The organism is Nocardia thailandica NBRC 100428 (genome assembly GCF_000308795.1).
Classification (GTDB): domain Bacteria; phylum Actinomycetota; class Actinomycetes; order Mycobacteriales; family Mycobacteriaceae; genus Nocardia; species Nocardia thailandica.
Window position 1 is genome coordinate 22,096 of sequence record NZ_BAGK01000211.1, and the last position, 22,607, is coordinate 44,702.

At 73.9% G+C, this 22,607-nt stretch carries 27 protein-coding genes; 9 read left to right on the forward strand and 18 right to left on the reverse strand.

The genetic code is table 11. From position 1 onward, the window contains the following. Window position 1: 1 nt before the first annotated feature. Genes ON36_RS23775 through ON36_RS23810 form a run of 8 tightly spaced genes read right to left on the reverse strand, consistent with a single transcriptional unit; the run spans window position 2 to window position 8,657 of the window. The gene (locus ON36_RS23775) at window positions 2-1,261 is read right to left on the reverse strand and encodes an MlaD family protein (RefSeq protein WP_083885343.1); all 1,260 of its coding nucleotides are present in this window, start codon (window positions 1,259-1,261) and stop codon (window positions 2-4) included. Continuing rightward, window positions 1,258-2,349, reverse strand: a complete 1,092-nt coding sequence (locus ON36_RS23780) for an MCE family protein (RefSeq protein WP_043657853.1) — start codon at window positions 2,347-2,349, stop codon at window positions 1,258-1,260. Before ON36_RS23780 ends, ON36_RS23775 begins: the two co-directional genes overlap by 4 nt. Further along, window positions 2,346-3,437, reverse strand: coding sequence for an MCE family protein (locus ON36_RS23785; protein WP_043657931.1), 1,092 nt, complete (start codon window positions 3,435-3,437; stop codon window positions 2,346-2,348). The genes ON36_RS23780 and ON36_RS23785 overlap by 4 nt, the downstream gene beginning before the upstream one ends. Then, window positions 3,434-4,525: an MlaD family protein gene (locus tag ON36_RS23790; RefSeq protein ID WP_245558181.1), complete on the reverse strand. Its 1,092-nt coding sequence runs from the start codon at window positions 4,523-4,525 to the stop codon at window positions 3,434-3,436. The genes ON36_RS23785 and ON36_RS23790 overlap by 4 nt, the downstream gene beginning before the upstream one ends. After that, a complete protein-coding gene (locus ON36_RS23795; protein WP_043657856.1) occupies window positions 4,522-5,544 on the reverse strand; it encodes an MCE family protein in 1,023 nt (340 codons plus the stop codon). The genes ON36_RS23790 and ON36_RS23795 overlap by 4 nt, the downstream gene beginning before the upstream one ends. Window position 5,545: 1 nt before the next feature. Further along, the gene (locus tag ON36_RS23800) at window positions 5,546-6,916 is read right to left on the reverse strand and encodes an MCE family protein (protein WP_043657858.1); all 1,371 of its coding nucleotides are present in this window, start codon (window positions 6,914-6,916) and stop codon (window positions 5,546-5,548) included. Window positions 6,917-6,927: 11 nt separating this feature from the next. Further along, window positions 6,928-7,776, reverse strand: coding sequence for an ABC transporter permease (locus ON36_RS23805; protein ID WP_043657860.1), 849 nt, complete (start codon window positions 7,774-7,776; stop codon window positions 6,928-6,930). Then, entirely contained in the window at window positions 7,776-8,657 is an 882-nt protein-coding gene (locus ON36_RS23810) for an MlaE family ABC transporter permease (RefSeq protein ID WP_052314289.1), read from the reverse strand. Before ON36_RS23810 ends, ON36_RS23805 begins: the two co-directional genes overlap by 1 nt. A gap of 152 nt (window positions 8,658-8,809) precedes the next feature. Here ON36_RS23810 and ON36_RS23815 point away from each other — a divergent pair, with 152 nt between their 5' ends. The 5 genes from ON36_RS23815 to ON36_RS23835 all read left to right on the forward strand — a co-directional run bounded on the left by ON36_RS23815 (window position 8,810) and on the right by ON36_RS23835 (window position 13,177). Then, window positions 8,810-9,502, forward strand: coding sequence for a TetR/AcrR family transcriptional regulator (locus ON36_RS23815; RefSeq protein ID WP_083885345.1), 693 nt, complete (start codon window positions 8,810-8,812; stop codon window positions 9,500-9,502). Between the two features lie 105 nt (window positions 9,503-9,607). Next, complete coding sequence (locus ON36_RS23820; RefSeq protein WP_043657862.1) at window positions 9,608-10,681, forward strand: oxygenase MpaB family protein; 1,074 nt, start codon at window positions 9,608-9,610, stop codon at window positions 10,679-10,681. A gap of 17 nt (window positions 10,682-10,698) precedes the next feature. Then, window positions 10,699-10,926, forward strand: coding sequence for a hypothetical protein (locus tag ON36_RS23825; protein WP_043657864.1), 228 nt, complete (start codon window positions 10,699-10,701; stop codon window positions 10,924-10,926). 101 nt (window positions 10,927-11,027) lie between these two features. Further along, the gene (locus ON36_RS23830) at window positions 11,028-12,218 is read left to right on the forward strand and encodes an NAD(P)/FAD-dependent oxidoreductase (protein ID WP_043657866.1); all 1,191 of its coding nucleotides are present in this window, start codon (window positions 11,028-11,030) and stop codon (window positions 12,216-12,218) included. Window positions 12,219-12,247: 29 nt separating this feature from the next. Next, the gene (locus tag ON36_RS23835) at window positions 12,248-13,177 is read left to right on the forward strand and encodes an RNA polymerase sigma-70 factor (protein ID WP_043657868.1); all 930 of its coding nucleotides are present in this window, start codon (window positions 12,248-12,250) and stop codon (window positions 13,175-13,177) included. Window positions 13,178-13,252: 75 nt separating this feature from the next. Here ON36_RS23835 and ON36_RS23840 read toward each other — a convergent pair whose 3' ends face one another. The 3 genes from ON36_RS23840 to ON36_RS23850 form a co-directional block, all read right to left on the reverse strand. Then, on the reverse strand, window positions 13,253-13,480 hold the full coding sequence (locus tag ON36_RS23840; RefSeq protein ID WP_306306913.1) for a hypothetical protein: 228 nt from the start codon (window positions 13,478-13,480) through the stop codon (window positions 13,253-13,255). 131 nt (window positions 13,481-13,611) lie between these two features. Further along, window positions 13,612-14,136: an SRPBCC family protein gene (locus ON36_RS23845; protein ID WP_043657874.1), complete on the reverse strand. Its 525-nt coding sequence runs from the start codon at window positions 14,134-14,136 to the stop codon at window positions 13,612-13,614. Further along, window positions 14,133-14,495, reverse strand: a complete 363-nt coding sequence (locus ON36_RS23850) for an ArsR/SmtB family transcription factor (RefSeq protein ID WP_043657877.1) — start codon at window positions 14,493-14,495, stop codon at window positions 14,133-14,135. The genes ON36_RS23845 and ON36_RS23850 overlap by 4 nt, the downstream gene beginning before the upstream one ends. Before the next feature lie 83 nt (window positions 14,496-14,578). On the opposite strand from ON36_RS23850, the gene ON36_RS23855 reads away from it, so the two are divergent. From ON36_RS23855 to ON36_RS23870, 4 genes are all read left to right on the forward strand, one after another. Beyond that, window positions 14,579-14,797, forward strand: coding sequence for a hypothetical protein (locus ON36_RS23855; RefSeq protein WP_043657879.1), 219 nt, complete (start codon window positions 14,579-14,581; stop codon window positions 14,795-14,797). Between the two features lie 5 nt (window positions 14,798-14,802). Then, window positions 14,803-15,447 (forward strand): RNA polymerase sigma factor, encoded by a 645-nt coding sequence (locus ON36_RS23860; RefSeq protein ID WP_245558182.1) that lies wholly within the window; start codon window positions 14,803-14,805, stop codon window positions 15,445-15,447. Then, the gene (locus tag ON36_RS23865) at window positions 15,444-15,677 is read left to right on the forward strand and encodes a hypothetical protein (RefSeq protein ID WP_043657883.1); all 234 of its coding nucleotides are present in this window, start codon (window positions 15,444-15,446) and stop codon (window positions 15,675-15,677) included. Before ON36_RS23860 ends, ON36_RS23865 begins: the two co-directional genes overlap by 4 nt. 78 nt (window positions 15,678-15,755) lie before the next feature. After that, window positions 15,756-16,184 (forward strand): DoxX family membrane protein, encoded by a 429-nt coding sequence (locus ON36_RS23870; RefSeq protein WP_043657885.1) that lies wholly within the window; start codon window positions 15,756-15,758, stop codon window positions 16,182-16,184. A 41-nt stretch (window positions 16,185-16,225) separates the two neighbouring features. Here the strand turns inward: ON36_RS23870 and ON36_RS23875 are convergent, their stop codons facing one another. The 7 genes from ON36_RS23875 to ON36_RS23905 form a co-directional block, all read right to left on the reverse strand. Further along, the gene (locus tag ON36_RS23875) at window positions 16,226-16,564 is read right to left on the reverse strand and encodes a histone-like nucleoid-structuring protein Lsr2 (protein WP_043657886.1); all 339 of its coding nucleotides are present in this window, start codon (window positions 16,562-16,564) and stop codon (window positions 16,226-16,228) included. Between the two features lie 144 nt (window positions 16,565-16,708). After that, entirely contained in the window at window positions 16,709-17,323 is a 615-nt protein-coding gene (locus tag ON36_RS23880) for a histidine phosphatase family protein (RefSeq protein WP_043657888.1), read from the reverse strand. A gap of 71 nt (window positions 17,324-17,394) precedes the next feature. After that, window positions 17,395-18,726 carry a TerD family protein gene (locus ON36_RS23885; RefSeq protein WP_043657890.1) on the reverse strand — a complete coding sequence of 444 codons (1,332 nt, stop codon included), beginning with the start codon at window positions 18,724-18,726 and terminating at the stop codon, window positions 17,395-17,397. Between the two features lie 56 nt (window positions 18,727-18,782). Then, entirely contained in the window at window positions 18,783-19,043 is a 261-nt protein-coding gene (locus ON36_RS23890) for a hypothetical protein (RefSeq protein WP_157224990.1), read from the reverse strand. A gap of 50 nt (window positions 19,044-19,093) precedes the next feature. Then, window positions 19,094-20,737 carry a dipeptide ABC transporter ATP-binding protein gene (locus ON36_RS23895; RefSeq protein ID WP_043657896.1) on the reverse strand — a complete coding sequence of 548 codons (1,644 nt, stop codon included), beginning with the start codon at window positions 20,735-20,737 and terminating at the stop codon, window positions 19,094-19,096. Continuing rightward, window positions 20,734-21,594 (reverse strand): ABC transporter permease, encoded by an 861-nt coding sequence (locus ON36_RS23900; RefSeq protein WP_043657898.1) that lies wholly within the window; start codon window positions 21,592-21,594, stop codon window positions 20,734-20,736. The genes ON36_RS23895 and ON36_RS23900 overlap by 4 nt, the downstream gene beginning before the upstream one ends. Beyond that, window positions 21,591-22,598: an ABC transporter permease gene (locus ON36_RS23905; protein WP_043657900.1), complete on the reverse strand. Its 1,008-nt coding sequence runs from the start codon at window positions 22,596-22,598 to the stop codon at window positions 21,591-21,593. The genes ON36_RS23900 and ON36_RS23905 overlap by 4 nt, the downstream gene beginning before the upstream one ends. Window positions 22,599-22,607 lie beyond the last annotated feature (9 nt).

Consider the following 22,607-nt stretch of genomic DNA (forward strand, 5'->3'; position numbering starts at 1 on the left):
GTCAGTTCGGTGGGAGCGGGTCGGACAGGGCATCGGGGTCGGCACCGGGCGGTGGCGCGGTCGCGGCGCCCGCACCCGCGGGGCGGGGCGCGGCGGCGCTGCCCCGCACCTGCAGGCCGGGATCGGAGGTGACGCAGTAGTTGTAGAGGCGCACCCGGCCGTCGGTGACCGTGCTCGGCGCGACCGGAATGGTCTCGTACTCGCAGGTCGGGCGCGGCCAGATGTCCATCAACGTGAAAAAGGCGTTGTCGTGCAGGGGGATGCCCATCGCGGCGGTGCCGGTGACCACCGCGGGGAACAGCGCGCGCAGCGCCTCGGTGCGCAACCGGGCCGACCGCAGCACCGCGCCCAGATCGGTCACCAGCGCCGTGACCGGGTCGGCCGTCTCGGTCACCACGCCCTCGAGCGTGCGCAACCGCGCGGGGCCGGTGGTGAGCAGGCCGCGGATCTCGGCGTCGGCGTCGCCGAACGCGGTGAACAGCGCGCCGGACCCGCGCACCAGGGTGGCGAGGTCGGGCTGGGCGTGCGCGGTGGTCGCGGCGATGACCCGCAGGTGCTCCAGCAGGCCGAGCGTCTGCGGCAAGAGGGCGGTCAGCCCGGCGGTGGCCTGGCTGAGTCCGGCGATGACCGCGCGCAGCTGCCCCGGCCCGTCGGCGAGGGCCCGGTCCAGCTCGCCGATGATCGCGTCGAGGCGACGGGGGTTCAGCCCCGAGACGAGAGCTCCGGTGTCGACAAGGAACTCGTTGATCGTGACCGGCGTGCTGGTGCGGTCGGCCTCGACGACCGAGCCCTCGCGCAGGAACGGGGGCGCCTCGGTGTCGGGCCGGAAGTCCAGGTACTGTTCCCCGGCCGCGGACAGGCGCGCCACCGCGACCGCGCCGTCGGCGGGAATGCGCACCCCGTCGTCGATCTCGGCCACCGCGACCACCCCGGTCGCGGTGACCTCGACCGCCCGCACCGTGCCGACCCGCACGCCGCGGAAGGTCACGTCCTGGCGGGCCAGCAGGCCGCCGGAGTCGGCGAGCCGCACCCGGACGACGTAACCGCCGCGCAGCGGATCGATCCCGGCGACCCCGACGGCCAGGTAGCCGCCGCCGATCGGCAGCAGCGCGACCAGCGCGGCGGTCCCGATCCCCACCACGTGCGCGCGGGCGAACGCGCCGCACCGCACGGCGACGGTCGCGGCGCGGGCGGTCAGGACGTCGGCCAGGTCCAGGCCCCGCCCGGCCAGGCGGGTGGCCCGTTCGGCGAACCGCGTCATCGCTGCCCTCCCCGGAGCCGGGCCAGCACCCGCAGCAGGATCTCGGCCAGGCTGCCGGTGAAGGCGCGCGCGTCGCCCCCGTCGGGCAGCTCGCCGACGTCCGGATCCGTGAGGGCGCCGACGCTCAGATACGAGATGGTCGCGCCGACCGCGAGCGTGGTGCCCCGCGTCGTGGCGACGAGCCCCGGTTCGACGGCGCGCAGCGCGTCCAGCGCCCCGGACAGGTCGTCACCCATCCGGGTGAAGCCGTCCATCAGCTGCTGGACGCTGTCGAACAGATGCGTGAAGCGCGGGCCGGTGGTGGTGGCGAAGTCGCCGAGGGCGGCGGTGGCCGTGGCGACCCGGGTGGTCAGTTCGGTGATGGCCCGGTTGTTCTCGGCGATCACCCCGATCAGCGGCGGGAAGGTCTCCGCGGCCCGGCCCAGGTCGTCCCTGCTGCGGGCCAGCGTGCCCGCCAGGCCGTCGAGCCCGTGCAGCAGGCCGTCGATCTGCCCCGTGCGGGCGGTGAGCGCGGACAGCGTCGCGGTCAGCTCGGTGATCAGGTGGGCCAGCACCGGCCCCCGGCCGCCGACGATCGCGTCGAGTTCGCGCGTGATCCGGGCGACCTGCTCGAGGGCGCCGCCGCCGAGCAGCATCGACAGCGACATCATCAGGTCCTCGACCGAGGCGCCCGCGGAGGTGTGCTCGCGGTCGATGAGGTCGCCGTCGCCGAGCATCGGTGTGCCCGGCGCGGTCTCGGGGAGCACGACGGCCACGAACAGGTCGCCCAGCGGCGCGGGCTGGCGCAGCTCGGCCCTCGTGCCGCGCGGGAGCGCGACGGCCCGGCGGATGTCGAGGTCGACCTCGGCGAGGAAGGCGGTGGTGTCGATGCCTGCGACGACCCCGATGTCGGTGCCGCCGATGCGGACCCGCGCCTGCTCGGGCAGGTTGAGCGCGTTGTCGAAGACGGCGCGGAGCCGGTAGGTCGGCCCGTCCACGCCGGGCCGGGGCAGCGGCACCGTGTCCACGGTGACCGCGCAGCCCGACAGCGCCGTGACGGCCGTGACGGCCGCGGTGACGAGCAGCGCGCCCACGCGTCGCCGCGTCATCGCAGCAGTCCCAGCAGCGCGCCCAGGACCCCGAGATCGGGTCCGAGATCGGTGATCCGGCCGGTCCGGCAGCCGTCGGCGCGCAGCTGCACGCGCTCGCAGAACACCGCGAGCGCCTCGCCGTCGAGCAGGGACTTGTCGGTGAGCAGGTGCAGCCGCGCGGTGCGGGTGCCGGGATCGACGGCCGCGGCGAAATTCTCGAAGAACAGCGGAGCGACGTCGACGATCTCGGTGAGTTCCCCGCCGTGGCCGCGCATCTGGGCGAGGACGGTGGTCAGGCGGGTGAGGGCGGCGATGAGCGGTTGCCGGTTCTCCGCGACCAGGGCGGAGACGTCGGTGACGAAGCCGTCGAGCTGGGCCAGCACGGCGCGCAGGCCCGGGGCCTGCTCCCGCATCAGGGTGACCAGCTCGGTCAGCCGGGCGCTGAAATCACGGACCGTGCGGTCGTTCTCGGCGAACACGGCGGTGAGGTCGTTGAGCCGGACGATCGCGTCGGAGATCTGGTCCTTGTTGCCCAGTGTGGTCCGGAAGGCGGTGGCCAGGGCGCCCAGGGTCGCCCGGATCCGGTCGCCGTTGCCGTCGAGGACGGGGAAGAGCACCCGGCTGGACAGGGGCCCGGCCGTGGCGTCACCGGCCAGGGTCCTGCCGAGTTCGTCGAAGGTGCGCAGGATGCGGTCGAGCTCGACGGGGGTGCGGGTGCGGGCGAGGGGCAGGTGCGCCCCGTCGGCGAGGACCGGGCCGTCCCCGGCGTGGCCGGGATACAGCTCGATGTGCCGGTTGGTGATGAACTGCGGGGAGACCAGCGCGGCGACGGCCTCGGCGGACACCGCCGTGCCGGGATCGAGGGTCATGGCCACCTCGACGAAGCGGCCCTTGGGCGTCACGGCGTCGACCGACCCCACCGGCACCCCGAGGACGGCGACCTCGTTGCCCGGATACAGGCCCGCCGCGCTCGCGAAATCGGCGGTCAGGTGGATCCGGCCGCCGAGCAGCCGGTCGGGGAGCGAGGAGATCTGGCGGGGGAGGGTGCAGCCCGCCAGGAACAGGGCCGCGGCCAGCAGCGCGCCCAGGCGCGCGCCGGTGGTCATCGCGCGCACCCCGCGACGACCTGGGCGGTGCACAGCCAGTTGTCGGGGAACAGGCCCCACGGCAGATAGACCTCGCCGTAGGGGCCGTTGCCGAAGGCGTTGTTCAGCTGGCGCAGCGCGACCGGCATGCTCTGGTAGAGCCGGTCGAGATTCTCCCGGTTACGGGTCAGCCCCTGGGTCATGGTGTCGAGGTCGCGGATCAGCGGCGCGAGCCGGCCGTCGTTGTCGACGCCCATGTCGCGCAGGCTCTTCGAGACCGTGGCGATGTCGTCGAGCAGCCCGCGCAGCAGGGTCTGGCGCTGGGCGACCGCGTCGCCGACGGCCTGTCCCCGGGTGATCAGCAGCAGGATGCCGTTGCGGTTGTCGTCGACGAGACGGGCCACGGCGTCGATGTTCTTCAGCAGCGCGTCGACCTCGGCGTGCCGGTCGGCGATCACCCCGGCCAGGACCCCGACCGAGTCGAGGGCCTGCGCGGTGAGCGCGGGGGAGTCGCCCAGCTGGTGGGCGACGGTGTCCAGGGCGGTGCGCAGGCCCGCGGTGTCGAGGCGCTCCACGCGCTCGAAGGCGTTGGTGTAGGCCGGGTCGTCGACGACCTTGGCCAGGTTGTAGGGCACCCGGGTGCGGTCGAGGCCGATGAGCGCGCCGGGCAGGCCGCCGCCGTCGCCCGGATCGAGCTCGACGTGCATCTTGCCCAGGATGGTCGACATCTCGACCGCGGCGGTCGCGTCGGGGCCGAGGCGCACGTCGTCCCGCACCGCGAGGGTGGCCACGACGCGGTCGCCGGCCAGCCGGATGCCCGTGACGGAACCGACCTCGATCCCGGCCACGTCGACGGTGTCGCCTGCGCGCAGCCCGGCGGTCTGGGCGAATTCCGCGCGGACCGTGCGATGCCCGAGATCCAGGCTCGCGGCCACGCTCGCCCCGGCCAGCAGGAGCAGGACGGCCGCACCCGCGGCCAGGCCGAGCCAGAACTGCCGGTTGCGGCGGTAGCCGGGGATCGCCGCCCACATCTCCGACAGCGTCGGCATGTCGAAGCGGGTGGGCAAGGCGTTCGCCCGGATGAGGCGTTCGTGGAACGGGGAAGTCATCGGCACACCTCCGAGTGCGCGTCGCCGCCGGTCGCCGCGACGGTCCCCGGGGGGAGGAGGACTCCCCACAGCGACACGTCGAGACCGCAGATGTAGGACGTGATGTAGGTGCCGTTGCCGCTGACCCGGGCCAGCCCGGTCAGCAGCACGGGCAGGGCGATCGCGGCGTGGTCGAGCCGCGATCCGCTGTCGAGCAACAGCCGGACCCCGGCGCTCGCCGAGGCCTGGGCGAGGGCAAGGCCGGGGGCTACGTCGCCGAGCAGGCCGGTCAGCGCCGCGGTTGACCCGGCCGCCTGCCCGACCGCGGACTTCAGCACCTCGCCCTGGTCGTAGAGCCCGGTGACCAGGGTGCGGGTCTGGGTCAGCAGCGTCTCCAGCTCGGTGCCGCGACGGGCGAGGCCGTCGACGACGCTCGCCAGGTTCGTGACGACCCGGCCGAGGATCTCGTCGCGGTCGCGGAACGTGCCCGCCAGCGCGGCGGCCTGGGTCACCAGCGCGCTGAGGGAGACCCCGTCGCCCTGGAGCGCCTGGATCAGGGTGCTGGACAGCGAGTTGACCTCGGCGGGTTCGAGGACCCGGAACAGGGGCTCGAAGCCCGACAGCACCGTGGACACGTCGAAGGACGGCTCGGTGCGGTCCAGCGGGATCGTGCCGCCCGGTGGGAGCGGTTCGCCCGCACCGTCTCCCGGGGCGAGCGCCACGTAGCGCTGCCCGATGAGGTTCTGGTAGCGGATGAGCGCCTCGGTGGCCGTGGTCAGATGCTGCCTGGCGCGGATGCGCAGCACCACGCGGGCGTGGCGGCCGTCGAGGGCGATGTCGTCCACCCGGCCGACGCGGACCCCGGCCACCCGGACGTCGTCACCCTCGCGCAACCCGAGCACGTCGGTGAAGGTCGCGGTGTAGGTGGCCGTGTCGCCGGGGACCGACCGCCGCAGCGTGGAGTAGATCGTCGCGGTCGCGCCGAGGGAGAGTGCGACGAAGAGGGCGAGACCCGCGGCGGCTCGGCGTGTTCCGGTCATGTCAGCGTCCTCCGAGGGTGGGCGGGGTGGGCGTGGTGAGCGTGGTCGTCACGGTGGCGTCCGCCAGCACCGGGCCGAGCAGCAGCAGCTGGGCCGTGGTCGGGCGGGAGCCGAGGAGCGCCTCGATCGCGGCGGCGCCGGTGTGCGCGCCCGGCGTCGTGCCGGTCCGCGCCGCGGGGGCGGTGATGCCGGGGATCGCCGGAAGACCGGGGATCTCCGGGAGACCGGGGATCGCGGAGGGTGCGGGCGGGTCCGCCGCGCCCGCCCGGCCGGGCGCGGACGACGGCGGGACGTCCTGCGTCATGCCGACGGCGGGCGCCGTCGCGCAGCTGGGGCCGGTCAGGGCGCCGTAGCGCGGGCAATCGGCGGCGGTGTAGGTGCGGAACGGGGTGACGCTGACGTCGACGTTCCACTGCATCTGCCGGCTCGGTCCCCAGGCGAACACGGTGGCCAACCGGCCCAGCGCCGCCTCGAGATTCGCGACGGCGGTGGCAGGCGCCGACGGGTCCGCGGCCAGCGCGCCGAAGACGTCGTCGAGGCCGGGCACGATCTCCTCGGCCGCGTCCGGGTTGCGGGCGAACAGCTCGTTCACCGCGCCGACCGCGCCGTCGGCCCCGGCGATCAGCGCGATCAGCTCGGCGCGGTGTTCGGTCAGGGTCCGGGCCGAGGTGATCGAAGAGGTGAGCGCCCCGACGAGGTCGGGGGCGGACTGGTTCACCGCGGCGGCGGCCGCGCCGAGATCGCCCAGCAGCGTGCCGATCCCGGGGAGGGCGCGGACCTCGGTGGTCCACGTGTCGAGGCGTTCGAGGGTGGAGCCGGGCAGCCGCGCGGCGGGGTCGAGGGCGTCGGCGAGCGTGCCGAGCACCCGGGCCAGCCGCAGCGGCTGCACCGCGTCGAGGACGGTCCGCAGGGTGGTGAGCGTCGCCTGGAGCTGGGCGGTACCCCCGCCGGTGTCCTCGGCCACGACCGCGCCGCGGCGCAGTCCCGTCGCGGCGGGACCGTGGTCGACCAGTTCGAGGGCGGTGACGCCGAAGAGGTTGGCCGGGACGACGCGCGCCGTGACCGACGACGGGATCGCCTCGGCGAGTGCGGGATCCAGTTCCAGGCGCACCACCTGGCGGTCTCCCTTGGCGGCGATGTCGACACCCGCGACCGCGCCGACGACCACGCCGCGGAACTTCACGTCCGCGCGCGGCGGCATGCCGTCGCCGGTGCTGGTCAGCGCGGCGGTGACGTCGACGGTGTCGGCGAACGCGCCGGTGTAGCGCAGCCCGAGCAGATACATCCCGGCGGCGACCGCGGCGGTCAGCACGATGCCCGCCCCGCACAGGGTGCTCGCGCGTGGCCCGCGGCCACGGGGATCGATGATCATGGCGTGACTCCTCATCCGGAGATCCGGATACCGGGGTCGATGCCCCAGATGGACAGGGTGAGAACGAGATTGACGAAGACGACGACGATGATGGTCACCTTGATCGCGCGGCCCGCGGCCACGCCGACGCCCTCCGGCCCCCCGGCGGCGACGTAGCCGTAGTAGCACTGGATGAAGGTCGCGAGCATGACGAAGACGACCACCTTGGCGATCGAGTAGCCGATGTCGAACGGGTCGAGGAACTGGCGGAAGTAGTGGTCGTAGGTGCCCAGCGAGGTACCGCCGAGGAACAGCACCGACAGCCGGGTGGCGGCGTAGGCGACGGCGAGGCCGACGCTGTAGAGCGGGACGATGGCCAGGGCGGCGGCCAGCACGCGGGTGGTGATCAGGTAGGGCAGCGGCCGGATCGCGAGGGACTCGAGCGCGTCGATCTCCTCCGAGATCCGCATCGCGCCGAGCTGGGCGGTGAACCGGCAGCCCGCCTGCGCGCCGAAGGCGATGGTCGCCAGCAGCGGCGCGAGTTCCCGCGTGGTGGCGAAGCCGGAGATCGCGCCGGTGAGCGGGCCCATGGTGAGCAGGTCGAGCGCGGTGTGGGCCTCCATGCCGACGGTGATCCCGCCGAACCCGCACAGGATCATGATCACTCCGATGGTGCCGCCGCCGACCACCGGCGAGCCGTTTCCCCAGGTGACGTCGACGACCAGGCGCGCGACCTCGGCGCGATAGTGCCGCAGCGCGAAGGGGATCGCGGCGAGGGCCTGCCCCAGCACCATCGCCTGGTGGCCCAGCCGGGTGAACGCGTCGGCGGGCGCGCGCAGGCTCCGCAGTGGTCGCAGCGCCCGTGGCGTATGGGTCGCCATCACAGGGCCTTCGCGGGCAGCACGGTGTTGTAGATCTGCGTGATGAGGATGTTCGCGCCGAACAGGACGATGGCCGAGTTCACCACCGCCGAGTTCACCGCCGTGGCCACCCCCGCCGGGCCGCCGCGCGCGTGTAACCCGGTGTCGCAGGCGATGATCGCGGCCAGCGCGCCGAACACCGCCGCCTTGAGCATGGCGACGACGAGATCGGCCGCGACCGCGAACGAGGCGAAGGTGCGGATGTAGGAGCCCGGCGTCCCGGACTGGAGGTAGACGTTGAACGCGTAGCCGGTCGCGAAGCCGACGAACACCACGAGGCCGCACAGCAGGGTGCTGATCAGCACCGCCGCCGCCAGGCGCGGCGCGACCAGGCGGCGCACCGGATCGACGCCCATGACGGTCATGGCGTCGATCTCCTCGCGGATGGTGCGCGAGCCGAGGTCGGCGCAGATCGAGGAGCCGACGGCGCCGGCGATCATCAGCGAGGTGACCAGCGGGGCGCCCTGGCGGATGATGCCGAGCCCGTTGACCGCGCCGATGAACGTGGTCGCGCCGACCTGGCTGACGAGCGAGCCGATCTGGATCGACACGACCACGGCGATGGGTACCGCGACCAGCAGCGTCGGGCTGGCGGCGACGCCTGCCATGAAGGAGCACTGGCGGGTGAACTCCTGCCACGGGAACCGCCGCCTGCGCAGCGCCCTGCCGAGTTCGGTGGTCGCGCGGCCGGTCATCAGGACCTGCCTGCCCGCGGTCTCGACCGCGCGCTGCGGGTGGTCGCGCCAGAGGCGGGCGGCGAAGTCGACGACCCGGCGCCGGTCGGAGCGGGGCGGTGGCGCGCCCGCCGGTGGTCCGGTCGTGGGCGACGACATCGCGGTCATCTGGAGATCCCCTCGCGTGAACGGCGCCCATGGCGGACGCCGTGCCGATAAATCTACGTGCGCGTAGTTGTATTTCTACGCACGCGTAGTTTCGAGCTGCGACGGTAGCAGGGGTGCTCGCACCCGCGCCGGGCATTTGAGAGGATTCGCAGGTGAGTGTCGAGAAGGAGTCCCCGGGAGTCTGGCGTGTCTCGCCCTCGGCGGGTGGTCGCAAGACCGGCAGGCGCAACGGTCCGCGGCTGCCGCTGGACGAGCGCCGGGAGCAACTGCTCGACGCCGCGTTCGACGTCGTGGCCGCCGAGGGGCTGGCCGGGCTGACCATGCAGGCCGTCGCCAAGCGGGCCGGCGTGGCCAAGCCGGTGCTGTACGCGGTGTACCGCACCGCGCCGGAGCTGGTGGCCGCGCTGCTGCAGCGCGAGCACGCGCGCGGTATGGGCCAGGTGTTCGACTCGCTGCCCGCCGACCTGGGCGGGTCGGATCCCGACGCCGAGTACGCCGCGTCGGTGATGGCGTTCCTGCGTGCGGTGCAACGGGATCCGGTGCGGTGGCGGCTCATCCTCACCCACGCGGACGGGGCGCCCGTCGACTACAAGGAGCTGCTGTACGCCGCGAGGGAGAACATCGCCGGGCGGCTGATCGAGCTGCTGGACGCGGGCATCGCGCTGCGTGGCGGGCCGGAGAACGCCGACGTCGAGCTCATCGGCTACGTGATGCTCGGCTTCGTCGAGGTGCTGGCGCGCCTGGTCATCGGTGACCCCGAGCGCTTCCCGCCCGAGCGGCTGGAGACGACCGTGCGGGCCCTGGTCCGGACGCTACCCAAGAATTCCGGGGCCGCGCCCGCCTGACCGTCCCCGCTCGCCGCGCCCTTGACGAGGGGGGATCGGCGTCACATACTTTTCTACGCACGCGTAGAAATAGAACTACGCTCAAGTAGATTCAGGGGAGCGGTCATGGGCGTGATACGGGACTGGCTGGCGGTACCGGAGGCCGAACCGGCGGAGGACTACGGCTTCTTCGGCCCGGACTCGGTGGCCTGGCGGGTGTGGAGCTATCCCACCGGGCTGACCATCGGATTCCAGCGCGCGGTGGTCATCGAGGAACTCGACCCGGCGCTCATCGCGGCGGTCGACCGGACCCAGGCCATCTACACGCGGCCGCGGACCCGCTACGACCGGACCCTGCGCTACTTCGCCATGGTGATGTTCGGTGACAGCCGCTCGACGACCAAGGCCGCCGACGTGCTGGTCAAGATCCACTCCAAGGCCGTCGGCGTCGACGAGGTCACCGGCGTGCAGTACGACGCGAACGACCCGCACTCGCAGCTGTGGATCCACCTCACCGCCTGGCACTCGATCCTGCTGGCCTACGAGAAGTTCGGGCCGGGACGGTTGAGCGCCGCCGACGAGGCCCGGTACTGGGAGGAGTGCGCGCGCGCCGCCGAACTGCAGACCTGCGATCCCGCCGACGTGCCCCGCAGCCGCGAGGGCGTGCGCGCCTACTTCGAGGCGATGCGCCCCCAGCTGCTCGGGTCCGACATCGCGAAGAAGGCGATGCGGCACCTGCTGCGCGCCGAGGTGATGCTGCCGCCGATGCCGTGGCCGCTGAAGCCGTTCTTCTTCGTGGTCACCGCGTTCCTGCGCCGCGGCACCCTGGCCACCATGCCGCGCTGGATGCGCCGGATGGCGGGACTGCCCACCAATCCTCTGCTCGACCTGCTGGTGACACCCCCGCTGAGCGCGGCCTTCACGGTGGTGAGTTTCAGCGCCCGGCTCGAACTGATCCTGCTGCGGCTGATCTCGCCGACCACCGTCGCCGTCGTCGCGCCGGTACTGCTCGGCGTCGCGCCGGTGCACGCCGAGACCACCACGCCCCGCCGGGCGCAGGCCCGCTTCGGTTACGCCCCGCCCCCGCAGGCCCATCGCGAGTTCCGGCAGCGCCAGCTCGACCGGGTGCTGCGCCAGGGGCAGGCGCCCAGCGACGAGGGCATCGTCGAATCACTGCCCATCCTCGGCGAAACCGCCTGAGCGGCAGGGTGAACCGCATGATCGCACGGATCCTGGACCGCGGGCTGAGCCTGCGTCAGCTCGCGCACCTCGCCGTCGTCGCGGCGGCCGTCCTCGGCGTGCCCTATCTGGCCGTCGGCCTGCTGTGGTCGGCCACCCACGGCGATCACCTCGCCGAGGCACACGGCGCGGACAAGGCGTTCTCCGTCGTGGGGGAGGTCGTCGCCTGGCCGGTGCTGGTCGTGGCCGATCTCGACCTGCGCTGACCGGCCCCTGTCGGGCCGAGCTCGTGACGTGCGTCACAGCGTGTCAGGTTCCGGGCGGGCCCGGTGTCCAGTCTTCGAACCATCCGAGGTGAGGAGACATCATGAACGACACCATCGACGTCGTGATCGTCGGCGGCGGCTACGCCGGGGTCATGGCCGCCAACCGGCTGACGGCCCGGCCCGGCACCAGGATCACCCTGATCAACCCGCGGCCGGTCTTCGTCCCGCGCCTGCGCCTGCACCAGCTGGTGGCAGGCACCCACGACGCGCGGGTCGGCTACGAGGAGATCCTCGCCGACGGCGTCGCGCTGATCACCGACAGCGTCACCCGCATCGACGCCGGCGCCCGCCGGGTCGAGCGGGCGGGCGGGGCCGACCTCGGCTACGACTACCTGGTGTACGCGGCCGGTAGCGCCGCCGCCGCGCCGCGGGTACCCGGCGCCGCCGAGTTCGCCTACCCGGTCGCCACCTTCGAGGCCGCGCACCGGCTGCGGGAGGTCCTCGACGGCACGCCCCGCACGGCGCCGGTGACCGTCGTCGGCGGCGGCCCCACCGGCGTCGAGACCGCCGCCGAACTGGCCGAACGTGGGCGCGCGGTCACCCTGGTGACCGGCGGGGCGCTGCTGCCCTACCTGCACCGGCGGGCCCGCCGCACCGCGGGCCGCTACCTGGCGGAACTCGGTGTCACGGTCCTCGACGGTCCGGGCACCCGGGTCACCGCCGTCGCCCGCGCGGCCGTGACCCTGGCCGACGGACGCGAGGTGCCCACCGAGATCACCGTGTGGACGGCCGGTTTCGGCGTGGCGGACCTCGCGGCGCGCAGCGGGCTGCGCACCGACGCCGAGGGCCGCCTGCTCACCGACGAGACCCTCACCGCGCTCGACGACGACCGCATCGTCGCCGCGGGCGACGCCGCGGCGCCCTCGGATCTGCCGTTCCGCATGAGCGCCTACGCGGCGGGTTGCCTGGGGGCGCACGCCGCCGACACGGTCCTGCGCCGGATCGCGGGCGAGGCGCCCGCGCCGATCGACCTCGCCTTCCCCGCGATGTGCGTCAGCTTCGGGCGCGGCGCGGGCATCTTCCAGCTCGGCCGCAAGAACGACACCGCCCTGCCGCTGTACTTCAGCGGATTCGCGGGCCGCAGGCTCAAGGAGTTCGCCTGCGCGTCGAGCGTCGCGCACCTCGCGAAGGAGGCGCGCGAACCCGGCGCGCACCGGTGGCCCGGCGACGGCGCGCACCGGCCCGCGCTGCTGGCGGCCCGCCGGGACGAATCGGCGCTGCCGGTACGGTGAGCCGCGGCGGGCGAGAGGAGACGGCGACGATGGCGGAGGCACCCGGTGCCGGGGACCGCGCGGGTCGCGACGGCGCGACGGTCGAGGCGACGGAAACCTTTCTGGCGCATCGCAAGCTGTTGTTCGCCGTCGCCTACGAGATGCTCGGCTCGGTGGCCGACGCCGACGACGTGCTGCAGGAGACCTGGCTGCGCTGGAGCGAGGTCGACGCCGCAGGCGTCGGCGAGCCCCGCGCCTACCTGGTCCGCATCGCCACCCGCCAGGCCCTCAACCGGTTGCGGTCGGTGCGTCGTCGCCGCGAGGCGTATGTCGGCCCCTGGCTGCCCGAACCGCTGGTCACCGCGCCGGACGTGGCCGAGGACGCCGAACTGGCCGAGAGCGTCTCGATGGCGCTGATGCTGGTGCTGGAAACGCTGACACCCGTGGAGCGGGCGGTGTTCGTGCTGCACGAGGCCTTCGGCTTCGGGTACGGCGAGATCGCGGCGGCCGTGGACCGGACCCCGGCGGCCGTGCACCAGATCGCCCATCGCGCGCGCCGCCACGTCGAGGCGCGGCGGCCGCGCGGCACGGTCACCGCCGCCGAGGCCGAGGCCGTCGTCGCCGCGTTCCGGCGCGCGCTCGAGACCGCGGACCTGCGCGGGCTCCTCGACGTGCTGGCGCCGGATGTGGTCGCCCTCAGCGACGGGGGCGGGATCAAGCAGGCGAGCCCGCGGCCGATCGTCGGCGCGGACCGCGTGGCGCGCTTCATCGTCGGCGGTCTCACCAGGCACGCCGTGGTCGTCGAGGTCGACCGCGTCGCCCTCAACGGCGGGCCCGCGCTGGCGCTGCGCATCGACGGCGCGCTCGACGGGGTGATGGCGGTCCGGGTCGAGGGCGCCCGCATCGCCGACGTGTACTACGTCCGCAACCCGAGGAAGCTGGCGCACCTGGCGACGCGGGAACCGTTCACCGCGGGCTGAACGCCGGAATGGACGCGGGCCCGGTGGGCAGCACCGGGCCCGCGTCGCGGGGAACTGGTTCTCCGGAGATCCGGATCAGGGCAGAGGGACCCAGGTGCCGAAGAACCAGAAGCCGTGCTGCGGGGTGTCGCGATCGCGGTGCTCGCCCCTCGGCTGGTCGGGGCGGTGCTGCTGCTCGGATTCGGGCCGCGGCTGGTCGTGACCGCCCGGGTCGGCGCTCGCGACGCCCGCCGCCGCGCCGACGACACCGAGGGCGAGCGTGCCCGCGACGGCGGTCTTCGCCAGGGTGGACTTCATCCTCATGCGGAACCTCCTTCGGTTCGGTCCCGGAACCGGGACCGCGGCCGGCGCCGTGCCGAACCGTGGCCCCGATACTGGTTCCCGAAGCTGGGGGACCGGTGCGCCGGAGCTGGGAGTTCGCTGGGGGCGGTCGCTCAGTCCCGGATGCCGAACTCGGCGCGGTAGTGCTCGGCGAGGGCGGGGAAGTAGGTGTCGAAGTCGACGGCCGCCGGATCCCCGCCGGCCTCGGCGGCGACCAGGCGGTCGAGGTAGTAGTCCCAGCCCGGTCCGACGCCCTCGGCCATGGCCGGGTCGGGGACGTTCTGGGCGAAGACCAGCGTCGTCAGGCCGTCGCTCTCCGACAGGTCGAGGCGCAACTGCCAGTGCTCGGGGTTCTCGCCGTCGTAGGGCGTGGACGTGGTGACCCGCAGCAGTCGCGGCGCGTCGCATTCGTCGATGCGGAACAGCTCGGCCGGGGTCTCGCCCTCGAACAGCATCTGGAACTTCACCTCGCCGGTGGCCGGGTCGCCGGTCCAGGTGCCGAGCCAGCGGGCGAGCCGCCGGGGCTCGGTCACCGCGGCCCACACATCCTCGATCGGGGCGCGGAAGGTACGGGTCCATTCGCAGTAGGTGCCGTCGGCGTACTCGCGGCGGTGGCCGGTGGCGGTGGGGGTGCTCATGCGGTGTCCTCCTTGTCGATGTCCACGCCCGTGGCGCGGCGTTCGCGGGTGGTGCGGCGGACCTCGAGATCGAGGCCGTCGAGCGCGTGCTCGGGGATCGGCGGGCGGGCCGGGCGCACCCGGTCCAGGTAGTCGAGCAGCGGGACGAGCCCGGCCGGCTCGATCGTGTAATGCCGTTCGCGCCCGTGGTTCTCGGCGCGGACCAGGCCCGCCTCGGTGAGCAACCGCAGGTGCTTGCTGATCGCCGGCCTGCTGATCGGATGTTCGGCGGCGAGGTCGACGACGCGGGCCGCCCCGCCGGTCAGCCGCGCCAGCAGGTCGCGGCGTACGGGGTCGGCCAGCGCTTCGAACACGTCCACTCCTAATTGGTAACCGATGGGTTACCAATAGTCAAGAACGCCGCTTCCGGGTAAGACGCCGCCGTCCGGCGACACGAACAGGTATGACCGTTCCACCCGCCCTGGGGTCCGACCCCGAAATCCGCGGCTGGCGCAGGCGCCGGCTCCTCGCCGCGGGGTTCTCCGGCCCCCTGGCGGACGCCGTCCTCGCCCAACCGGGTTTCGATCTGCACGAACTGCTCCAGCTCGTCGACCGGGGCTGCCCACCCCGGCTCGCCGTCGGGATCCTGGCGCCGCTGCCCGGCCGGGAGGCGATACGGTGAGCACCGTGCGTCCCACGATCCCGGACGTGGTCCGTCCCGAACCCGACGAACAGTGGTGGACCGACCTGACCGACGACGGTCCGGCGGGCAGGCACGCCGTGGGCCGCCTGCGCGAGCTGCTCGTGCGGGCCTGCCGCCACCAGGTCTGGCGGCTGCGCGACGCGCTGCCCGGCGCGGGCGCGGGCGAACTCGAGGACCTCGCGCAGCAGTGCGCGAACGATGCCGTGGTCGCGGTCCTGCGTCAGCTGCCGACCTTCCAGGGGCGCAGCCGGTTCACCACCTGGGCCTACAAGTTCGGCGTGCACCACGCCGGCGTCGCGGTGCGCAGGCAGGCGTGGCGGCACCGCGAGGTCCCGCTCCCGGACACGCTGAGCGCCGTGGCCGACCGCGCGCCCGGCCCCGAATCCGTGGTCGGCGCGGGCGAACTGGCGCGCGCCGTGGCGGCCGCCGTCGACACCGCGCTCACCGCGCACCAGCGGCGCATCCTGCTCGCCCTCGTCGTCGAGCAGGTGCCGATCGACGTCCTCGCCGACCGGCTGGGCAGCACACGCAACGCCCTCTACAAGACCCTGCACGACGCCCGCGCCCGGTTGCGCGGCGCCCTCATCGACAGCGGGCAGCTCGAGGCCCGCCACCGGAGCCTGCCATGACCGAGCCGACACCGGCGCTCAGCGCCGAGACCATCGCCGGGCTGCTGGCCGACACCAGCCCGTACCTGTCCTGCGACGACTGCTTCGACCGTCTCGACGCCTACGTCGAACGGCGGCTCGCCGACCCCGGCCACGACGATCCGGCCCTGCGCGTGCACCTGGCCGGGTGCGGTGCCTGCGCCGAGGAGGCCGCGGCGCTGCGCGACCTGCTGATCGAGGACGCCTGGTAAGACCGCCGCCGGTCCGGACACCAACAGTGTGAGCCGGTGCGATCCGCCATCGGCTCCCCCCCGCCGAAGGAGACAGCGATGACCGTCCGGACCGCAACGCCCACCGAACCGACCCTCGACGATCCGGGCTACCAGGCCTTCTGGGCGCTGCGGCTCGGATTCGGCGTCCTGCCCGTCCTGTTCGGGCTCGACAAATTCGCCCACGTCCTGACCGACGACTGGACCCGCTACCTGGCCGGCTTCCTCGGCGATCTCGCCCCCGGCGGTGCGGACACGGCGATGCACCTCGTCGGTGTCGTCGAGATCGTCGCGGGCATCGCCGTTCTCGTGTTCCCACGCGTCGGCGCGCCGCTGGTGGCGGCGTGGCTGGCCGGCATCGTGGTCGACCTGCTGATCGTCGGCGGGTACGGCGACATCGCGCTGCGCGACGTCGGGCTGCTGGCCGCGGCGCTCGTGCTGACCCGCCTGGCCTGGGCCTACCCCGCCGGCGTGCCGCGCCGGTCCTGACCGGAGGCGGGCGGGGCGTCGCGGTCCCGCCCGTCACCCGGTCAGGCCGTGGCCTGCAGGTAGGCGTCGACGATCTCGGCCGAGACCCGGCCTCTGCTGGACACGTCGATCCCTTGTGTGCGTGCCCATTCCCGGATCTGCCGCACGTTGCGTGGCGCCGGCGACCGGCCCGCGGCCTGCTTGGCGCCCGTGGAGGCCGTCCGGCCGACCTTGCGGGCCTTGGCGATCCACGGCGCGAACGCCTCCCGCAGCGCGGCGGCGTTGGCCGCGGACAGATCGATCTCGTAGCTCGCGCCGTCGAGGGCGAAGGTGACGGTTTCCGCGGCGACGGAGATGCCGTCGCAGTCGTCGATCAGTTCGATTGTGACCTTGCGCGCCATGGGATTTCACCTTCGGTAGCGAGACGATGACGATCCGAGAGCCTAGGCGCACGGATCGGGGCGGGTCGGCCGCAAAGTGGTGTTTCTGGCGGCGGTGGGGCAGCACCGCGGCGGGTTCGGGCCGGGGCGAGCCCCGTCCCCCGCTCAGCGCCCGGACAGCGCGCGCGGCAAGAGGTCCCAGACGTGGCCGTTCTCGTTCACCGTCGCCACCGTGCGGCGCCCCGTGCGGGAGAACAGGATCCGGGTGATCGAGCAGTAGTCGATCGGGAAGGTCAGCGGGCGCGCGAGGGCGAGCATCTCCTGCAGCAGGACGTTCACCACCCCACCGTGCGCGAACGCGACGACCGTGTCGGCCGGGTCTGCGGTCGCGACGAGGTCGTCCACCGCCGCGAGGACCCGGGCCACGAACGACGGCCCGTCGATCTGCTCGGGCAGATGCCCGGCCTTGATCCGCTCGTAGGCGTCGCGGAACTCGGTCGCGGCATCCTCGATGGGGATGTAGGCGGGCAGGTCGCGATCGTATTCGGCCAGATCCTCGACGATGTCGACGGGCAGGCCGAGCTTGGCGGCGGTCGGGGCCGCGGTCTCTCGCGCGCGCCGCTGCGGGCTGCTGACCAGGCGGGCGATCCGGTGCTGAGCCAGGGCGGCTGGTACCCGCTCGGCCTGCTCCAGTCCCGTCGGGGACAGGGCGGGATCGGCCGGGCTGTCGGAGGCCGCGATCCGGACCGGCTGCGCGTGGCGGACGAGAATCAGCTGCATGACCTCACTCTGCCACCCGGTCCGCGACGGGTGACGCCCCGGCACCGCCGCGGCCCGGGCGCCGCCCGGGATCAGGCCGGGGCGACGAACCGCCCGAGCTGGGGGACCGCCTCGCCCGGGTGCCGGGCCTGGAACCCGTCGCCGAGCGCCTCCAGCTTCCATTCCGCGCCGACCCGGAACACGGTGGCCATGGCCAGCGCGGTGAACGGCATCCCGCCGGCCAGCGAGTAGCGGGCGAGCTCGGCGTCGGTGGTGGCGTCGACCAGGCGGCAGAAGGCGTTCGCGATCTGCTCGAAGGACTGGCCCTGATAGGAGGTGACCACGAACAGCAGCGTGCCGACGTGGGCGGGCACGCGGGTGAGGTCGACCAGGATCACCTCGTCGTCGCCGTCGCCCTCGCCGGTGAGGTTGTCGCCCTGGTGGCGGATCGAGCCGTCCCGCGAGGCCAGCTGCCCGTAGTAGACGACGTCGACGAGGGTCTGATCGGCGAACATCGCCACCCAGGCATCGAGGTCGATGTCGGGGGTGCGGCGCCCGAAGAAGCCGCGCGTGCGGACCGGGTCCCAGCCGAGGCCCATGCGGATGTAGGTCAGGGGCACCCCGCCGTCCTTGCGGAGGGTGACCCGCTGACCCTTGGCGAGGCTGACCGGCCGACCCTTCGCGAGCGTCACCTCCGCAGGCCGGGGCGGCGGGACAGGCGCGGGCGGCGCCGGCGGCACGGTCCGGACGGGCGGCGCGGTGGAGACGGGCGGCGCGGTCCGGACGGGCGGCGCGGTCGGGACTGGTGGCGCGGTCGGGACGGGCGGCGGCGCGGTCGGGACCGGTGGCGTGGATGGCGCGGGTGGCGAAGTCGGGACGGGCGGCGCGGTCGGGACGGGCGGCGCGGGCGGCGGCGGTGAGGGCCGGGCGTCGTCCACCGACACCCCGTGATCGGTGACCAGGTCGGCGAAACCGCCGGCGTAGCCCTGCCCGACGGCCCGGATCTTCCAGGCGCCCGCCCGGCGGTAGAACTCGACCGCGATCACCACCGACTCGCTCGACAGGGCATCGATCCGGTAGTCGAACAGGGGATTTCCCGCCGCGTCGGCGACCCGCACGACCGGCGCGGGTCCGGCGCCGAACGGCCGCGTGGGGTCGTCGAGGGTGAGCACCACCCGCACCTGCGCGATGTCGGCGGGCACGTGGGCGAAGGACACCGCGACGGGCCCCGGGGCGCCCGGCAGCAGCCGGACACCGGGACCGCTCGGCTGGTTGTAGAACACGAAATCCGCGTCGGAGCGGACCTTTCCGTGTTCGGTGACCAACAGCGCCGACACGTCGACCGCGGCGGCGACCTGCGCGGTCACCGTCACCTCGGGTACCGGCACCGGGGCGTTCTGTCCCTTGACCAGACTCGCGGACATCCCGGCTCCCCCCTCACACGACAACTGCGTCCCACTCTAGGAGACGCGCGCGGCGCTCAGGTGAATTCCGCGCACCAGGTGAGGTCCGCGGGCCACGGCGCCGCGACCGCCTCCGCGCCGGGGACGAGGACAAGACCCGCGGGCCGCCTGCCCACGCGGGCCTCGATGACGTAGGCGACGACCTCCCCCGAGACGAGGTCGCGGTCGATGCCGGTGACCGGCCCGGTCAGCTCCAGGAGCGTGCCCCACTCGACTCCGTCGGCACCGCGGTGCGAGGTGGTCCAGCAGATGTCGTCTCCGATCGAGAACTCCGGCATCAGCACACTCTAGGGACCGCCGGGCCGGGCGCCGGGGCGCCGCGCCGCGCTCACCCGGCTCCGGGACGGTCGGGGACGGGCAGGCGGGGGACCGAGGCGACCAGCCTGCGGGTGTAGTCGTGCCGGGGCGCGCGCAGGACCTCGTCGGCGGCGCCGGATTCCACGACGCGGCCGTCCTTCATCACCAGCACCCGGTCCGCGACATGGTGGACCACCCCGAGATCGTGCGAGATGAGCAGCAGGGCGGTACCGAACTCGGCCTGCAGGTCGGCGAGCAGGTCGAGGATCTGGGCCTGCACCGACACGTCGAGGGCGGAGACCGGTTCGTCGGCGACCAGCAGCGCGGGTTCGGGCGCCAGGGCCCGGGCGATGGCGACGCGCTGACGTTGCCCGCCGGACAGGGTGCGCGGATGCCGGTCGAGCAACCCGGCGGGCAGGCCGACCGCGTCGAGGATCTCGCGCACCCGGCGGGCCCGCGCCGCGCCGTGGACGCCGACGGTGTCCAGGCTCTCCCCGATGACCCGGGCCACCGTGTAGCGCGGGTCGAACGAGCTCAGGGGATCCTGGGCGATCCACTGCGCCACCCGCCGCAGCGGCCGCGCCCGGCGGTCGGAGTACTCGCTCCACGGGTGCCCGTCGACGATCACCCGTCCCGACGTCGGCGCGACGAGGCGCAGCGCCAGCCGCGCGGTCGTGGTCTTGCCCGAGCCGGATTCGCCGACGATGCCCAGCGTCTCGCCCGCGAACAGGTCGAAGTCGACCCCGTCGACCACCGTGCGCGCGTCGGCGCCGACGCCGTAGGTCTTACGCAGTTCGCGCACCGACAGCACGACGCGGGTCTCGTCGACGGTCCGCGCGGGCAGCGCGGGCCGGTGACCCGACCCGTCCGCGGCGACCGAGAGCCGGGCGCCCCGGGAGGCGGCCGACGGGATCGCCGCGAGCAGCGTGCGCGTGTAGGGGTGGGTCGGCGCGGCCAGGACGCGCCCCGTCGGGCCCTGCTCGACCACCTCCCCGTCGCGCAGGACGAGGACCCGGTCGGCCACCTCGGCGACCACCGCGAGGTCGTGGCTGATCAGCAGCAGGGCCGTGCCCGCCGCCTTGCGTTCGCGCAGCAGCTCCAGGATCTGTTGCTGCACGGTCACATCCAGCGCCGTGGTCGGCTCGTCGGCGATGATCAGTCGCGGGTCGCCCGCGAGCGCCGTCGCGATGAGCACCCGCTGGCGCAGGCCGCCGGACAGTTCGTGCGGGTACTGCCGCAGGCGCCTGCCCGGCTCGGGCACACCGACGTCGGTGAGCAGGCCGAGGCTGCGTTCGGTGAGCGCGCGGCCGCGCAGGCCGGTGCGGGCGCGTTGCGCCCGGGCCAGCTGCGCGCCCACCGAACACAGCGGGTCGAGCGAGACCAGGGCGTCCTGCAGGACGAAACCGACGTCGTGGCCCCGGATCCGGCGCCAGTGCCGCTCCCGGTGTCCGCGCGCGTCCTGCCCGAAGACCTCGAACCGGTCCGCGCGCACGGTCGCGCCGGGGCCGGTCAGGCCGGCCAGCGCCCGCGCGGTCACCGACTTGCCCGATCCGGATTCCCCGACGAGCGCCACCGCCTCGCCCGGTTCGATCCGCAGATCGATGCCGCGCACCACCTCGCGGGCCCCGGTGCCGGAGAAGCCGATCCGGAGATTCGTGACGTCGATCAGGCTCATCCGACCGGCCTTCCGTCGTAGTACCGCTGCCAGCGCCTGCCCAGCGCGCTCACCGCGACGACCGTGGCGGTGACCGCCACGCCCGGCAGCACGGCGATCCACCAGGCGTTGCGCAGATAGTTGCGTCCCTCGGCGAGCATCGCGCCCCATTCCGGTTCCGGCGGTTGCGGTCCCATCCCCAGGAAGCTGAGTCCCGCGGCGCCGAGCACGGCCGTGCCCAGCCCGATGGTGGCCAGGATGGGAACCTGGGCCACCGCGTGCGGCAGTACGTGCCGCCCGACCAGGCGGGCCCGGGAGAGCCCGAAGGTGCGGGCCTGCTCGACGTAGCCGGATTCCTGCACGACCAGGGTCTGCGCCCGCACGACGCGGGCGAACCGGGGGATCGAGGCGACGCCGAGCGCGCAGACCAGATTGGTGGTGCCGGGCCCGGTGAACGAGATCAGCACCAGCGCCAGCAGCAGGTCGGGGAACGCCGAGACCACGTCGAGGAACCGGGTGACCACCTCGTCGACGGGGCCGCGCGCCAACCCGGACAGCACCCCGAGTGCGGTCCCCGCCACCACCGCGATGGCGACCGAGCAGACGCCGATCGACAGCGAGTAGCGGGCGCCGTGCACCACGCGGGTGAACACGTCGCGCCCCAGATGATCGGTGCCGAACCAGTGCCGCGGGCTGGGCGGCAGCTGGGCGGCGAGCGGGTCGGCGGCCAGCGGATCGGCGCCGGCCAGGACCGCCGGGGAGATCACCGCGACCGCGACGAGGACGACGACCGGCGCCGCGAGGGCCACTCCCGGTGACGGCGCGGAGACCCGCGCGGTGGACAGCGCCCGGCCCACCCGGGTGTCGAGGGCGATCATCGCGCCCCGTCCCGGGCCGCGCGCCGCAGTCGTGGATCCAGCCAGAGGTACAGCAGGTCGACCGCGGTGCTGATCACCACGTAGACGAAGGCCGACAGGATCGCCACGGCCAGCACCACCGGAAGGTCCTGGGCGAGGACGGCGTCCACCGTGACCCGGCCGAGCCCCGGCCGGCCGAACACCTCCTCGATGATCACCGCGCCGCCGAGCAGCCCGCCGACCAACCAGCCGGTGAGGGTGACCGCGGGCAGCGCCGCGTGCCGCAGCCCGTGCCGCAGCCGCAGCTCGGTCTCGCCGACCGACCAGGACCGCACCGTCACCGCGAACGGCTCGTCCAGCGCCCGCTCCAGCCCGTCGCGCAGGACCTGGGACACGACCGCGCCGAGCGAGAGGCCGAGCGCCAGCGCGGGGAGCACCAGCGCCGCCGGTCCCTTGTTCGCCGCCACCGGGAAGAGCCGCCAGCCGAAACTGAACGCCGACAGCAGCACGATGCCCAGCCAGAACGCCGGCGTCGAGACCAGGGTCAGCTCGACGGCGCCCGCCACCGCCCTGGCCCGGGGGCGGCCCGCCGTGAGGGTCGCGACCGTCACGGCGAACGCGAGCGCCACCAGCAGCGCGGCGCCGGTCAGCGCCAGCGTCGGCCCGGCCTGCGAGCCGACGACCTCCGACACCGGCCGCTGCAGCACATAGGAGCGCCCGAAATCCCCGTGCGCCACCTGCCACAGGTAGCGCCCGTACTGGACCACCGCCGGGCTGTCGAGCCCCCACTCGGCGCGGATGGCCGCCTCGACCTCGGGGGTGCGCGGCTGTTCCCCGATCAGCACGTCGACCGTGTCGCCGGGCGCCAGCCGCACGCCGAGGAACGACAGGGTCGCCGCACCCCACAACACCACGAGGCCCGAGACGATCCGCAGCGCGGCGCGGCGGGCCGTGGCCGCCCGGCGTCCGGTGACCGCCTCGGCGGCCGACGGCACCGCGGGTACGACGGCCGGACCGGCGGTCACAGGGCACCC

What these genes read in the sequence shown, in the direction of transcription:
- ON36_RS23775 (WP_083885343.1), bottom strand. Translation starts at nt 1,261, where the DNA reads ATGACGCGGTTCGCCGAACGGGCCACCCGCCTGGCCGGGCGGGGCCTG.
- ON36_RS23780 (WP_043657853.1), bottom strand. Translation starts at nt 2,349, where the DNA reads ATGACGCGGCGACGCGTGGGCGCGCTGCTCGTCACCGCGGCCGTCACG.
- ON36_RS23785 (WP_043657931.1), bottom strand. Translation starts at nt 3,437, where the DNA reads ATGACCACCGGCGCGCGCCTGGGCGCGCTGCTGGCCGCGGCCCTGTTC.
- ON36_RS23790 (WP_245558181.1), bottom strand. Translation starts at nt 4,525, where the DNA reads ATGACTTCCCCGTTCCACGAACGCCTCATCCGGGCGAACGCCTTGCCC.
- ON36_RS23795 (WP_043657856.1), bottom strand. Translation starts at nt 5,544, where the DNA reads ATGACCGGAACACGCCGAGCCGCCGCGGGTCTCGCCCTCTTCGTCGCA.
- ON36_RS23800 (WP_043657858.1), bottom strand. Translation starts at nt 6,916, where the DNA reads ATGATCATCGATCCCCGTGGCCGCGGGCCACGCGCGAGCACCCTGTGC.
- ON36_RS23805 (WP_043657860.1), bottom strand. Translation starts at nt 7,776, where the DNA reads ATGGCGACCCATACGCCACGGGCGCTGCGACCACTGCGGAGCCTGCGC.
- ON36_RS23810 (WP_052314289.1), bottom strand. Translation starts at nt 8,657, where the DNA reads ATGACCGCGATGTCGTCGCCCACGACCGGACCACCGGCGGGCGCGCCA.
- ON36_RS23820 (WP_043657862.1), top strand. Translation starts at nt 9,608, where the DNA reads ATGGGCGTGATACGGGACTGGCTGGCGGTACCGGAGGCCGAACCGGCG.
- ON36_RS23825 (WP_043657864.1), top strand. Translation starts at nt 10,699, where the DNA reads ATGATCGCACGGATCCTGGACCGCGGGCTGAGCCTGCGTCAGCTCGCG.
- ON36_RS23830 (WP_043657866.1), top strand. Translation starts at nt 11,028, where the DNA reads ATGAACGACACCATCGACGTCGTGATCGTCGGCGGCGGCTACGCCGGG.
- ON36_RS23835 (WP_043657868.1), top strand. Translation starts at nt 12,248, where the DNA reads ATGGCGGAGGCACCCGGTGCCGGGGACCGCGCGGGTCGCGACGGCGCG.
- ON36_RS23840 (WP_306306913.1), bottom strand. Translation starts at nt 13,480, where the DNA reads ATGAGGATGAAGTCCACCCTGGCGAAGACCGCCGTCGCGGGCACGCTC.
- ON36_RS23845 (WP_043657874.1), bottom strand. Translation starts at nt 14,136, where the DNA reads ATGAGCACCCCCACCGCCACCGGCCACCGCCGCGAGTACGCCGACGGC.
- ON36_RS23855 (WP_043657879.1), top strand. Translation starts at nt 14,579, where the DNA reads ATGACCGTTCCACCCGCCCTGGGGTCCGACCCCGAAATCCGCGGCTGG.
- ON36_RS23865 (WP_043657883.1), top strand. Translation starts at nt 15,444, where the DNA reads ATGACCGAGCCGACACCGGCGCTCAGCGCCGAGACCATCGCCGGGCTG.
- ON36_RS23870 (WP_043657885.1), top strand. Translation starts at nt 15,756, where the DNA reads ATGACCGTCCGGACCGCAACGCCCACCGAACCGACCCTCGACGATCCG.
- ON36_RS23875 (WP_043657886.1), bottom strand. Translation starts at nt 16,564, where the DNA reads ATGGCGCGCAAGGTCACAATCGAACTGATCGACGACTGCGACGGCATC.
- ON36_RS23880 (WP_043657888.1), bottom strand. Translation starts at nt 17,323, where the DNA reads ATGCAGCTGATTCTCGTCCGCCACGCGCAGCCGGTCCGGATCGCGGCC.
- ON36_RS23885 (WP_043657890.1), bottom strand. Translation starts at nt 18,726, where the DNA reads ATGTCCGCGAGTCTGGTCAAGGGACAGAACGCCCCGGTGCCGGTACCC.
- ON36_RS23890 (WP_157224990.1), bottom strand. Translation starts at nt 19,043, where the DNA reads ATGCCGGAGTTCTCGATCGGAGACGACATCTGCTGGACCACCTCGCAC.
- ON36_RS23895 (WP_043657896.1), bottom strand. Translation starts at nt 20,737, where the DNA reads ATGAGCCTGATCGACGTCACGAATCTCCGGATCGGCTTCTCCGGCACC.
- ON36_RS23900 (WP_043657898.1), bottom strand. Translation starts at nt 21,594, where the DNA reads ATGATCGCCCTCGACACCCGGGTGGGCCGGGCGCTGTCCACCGCGCGG.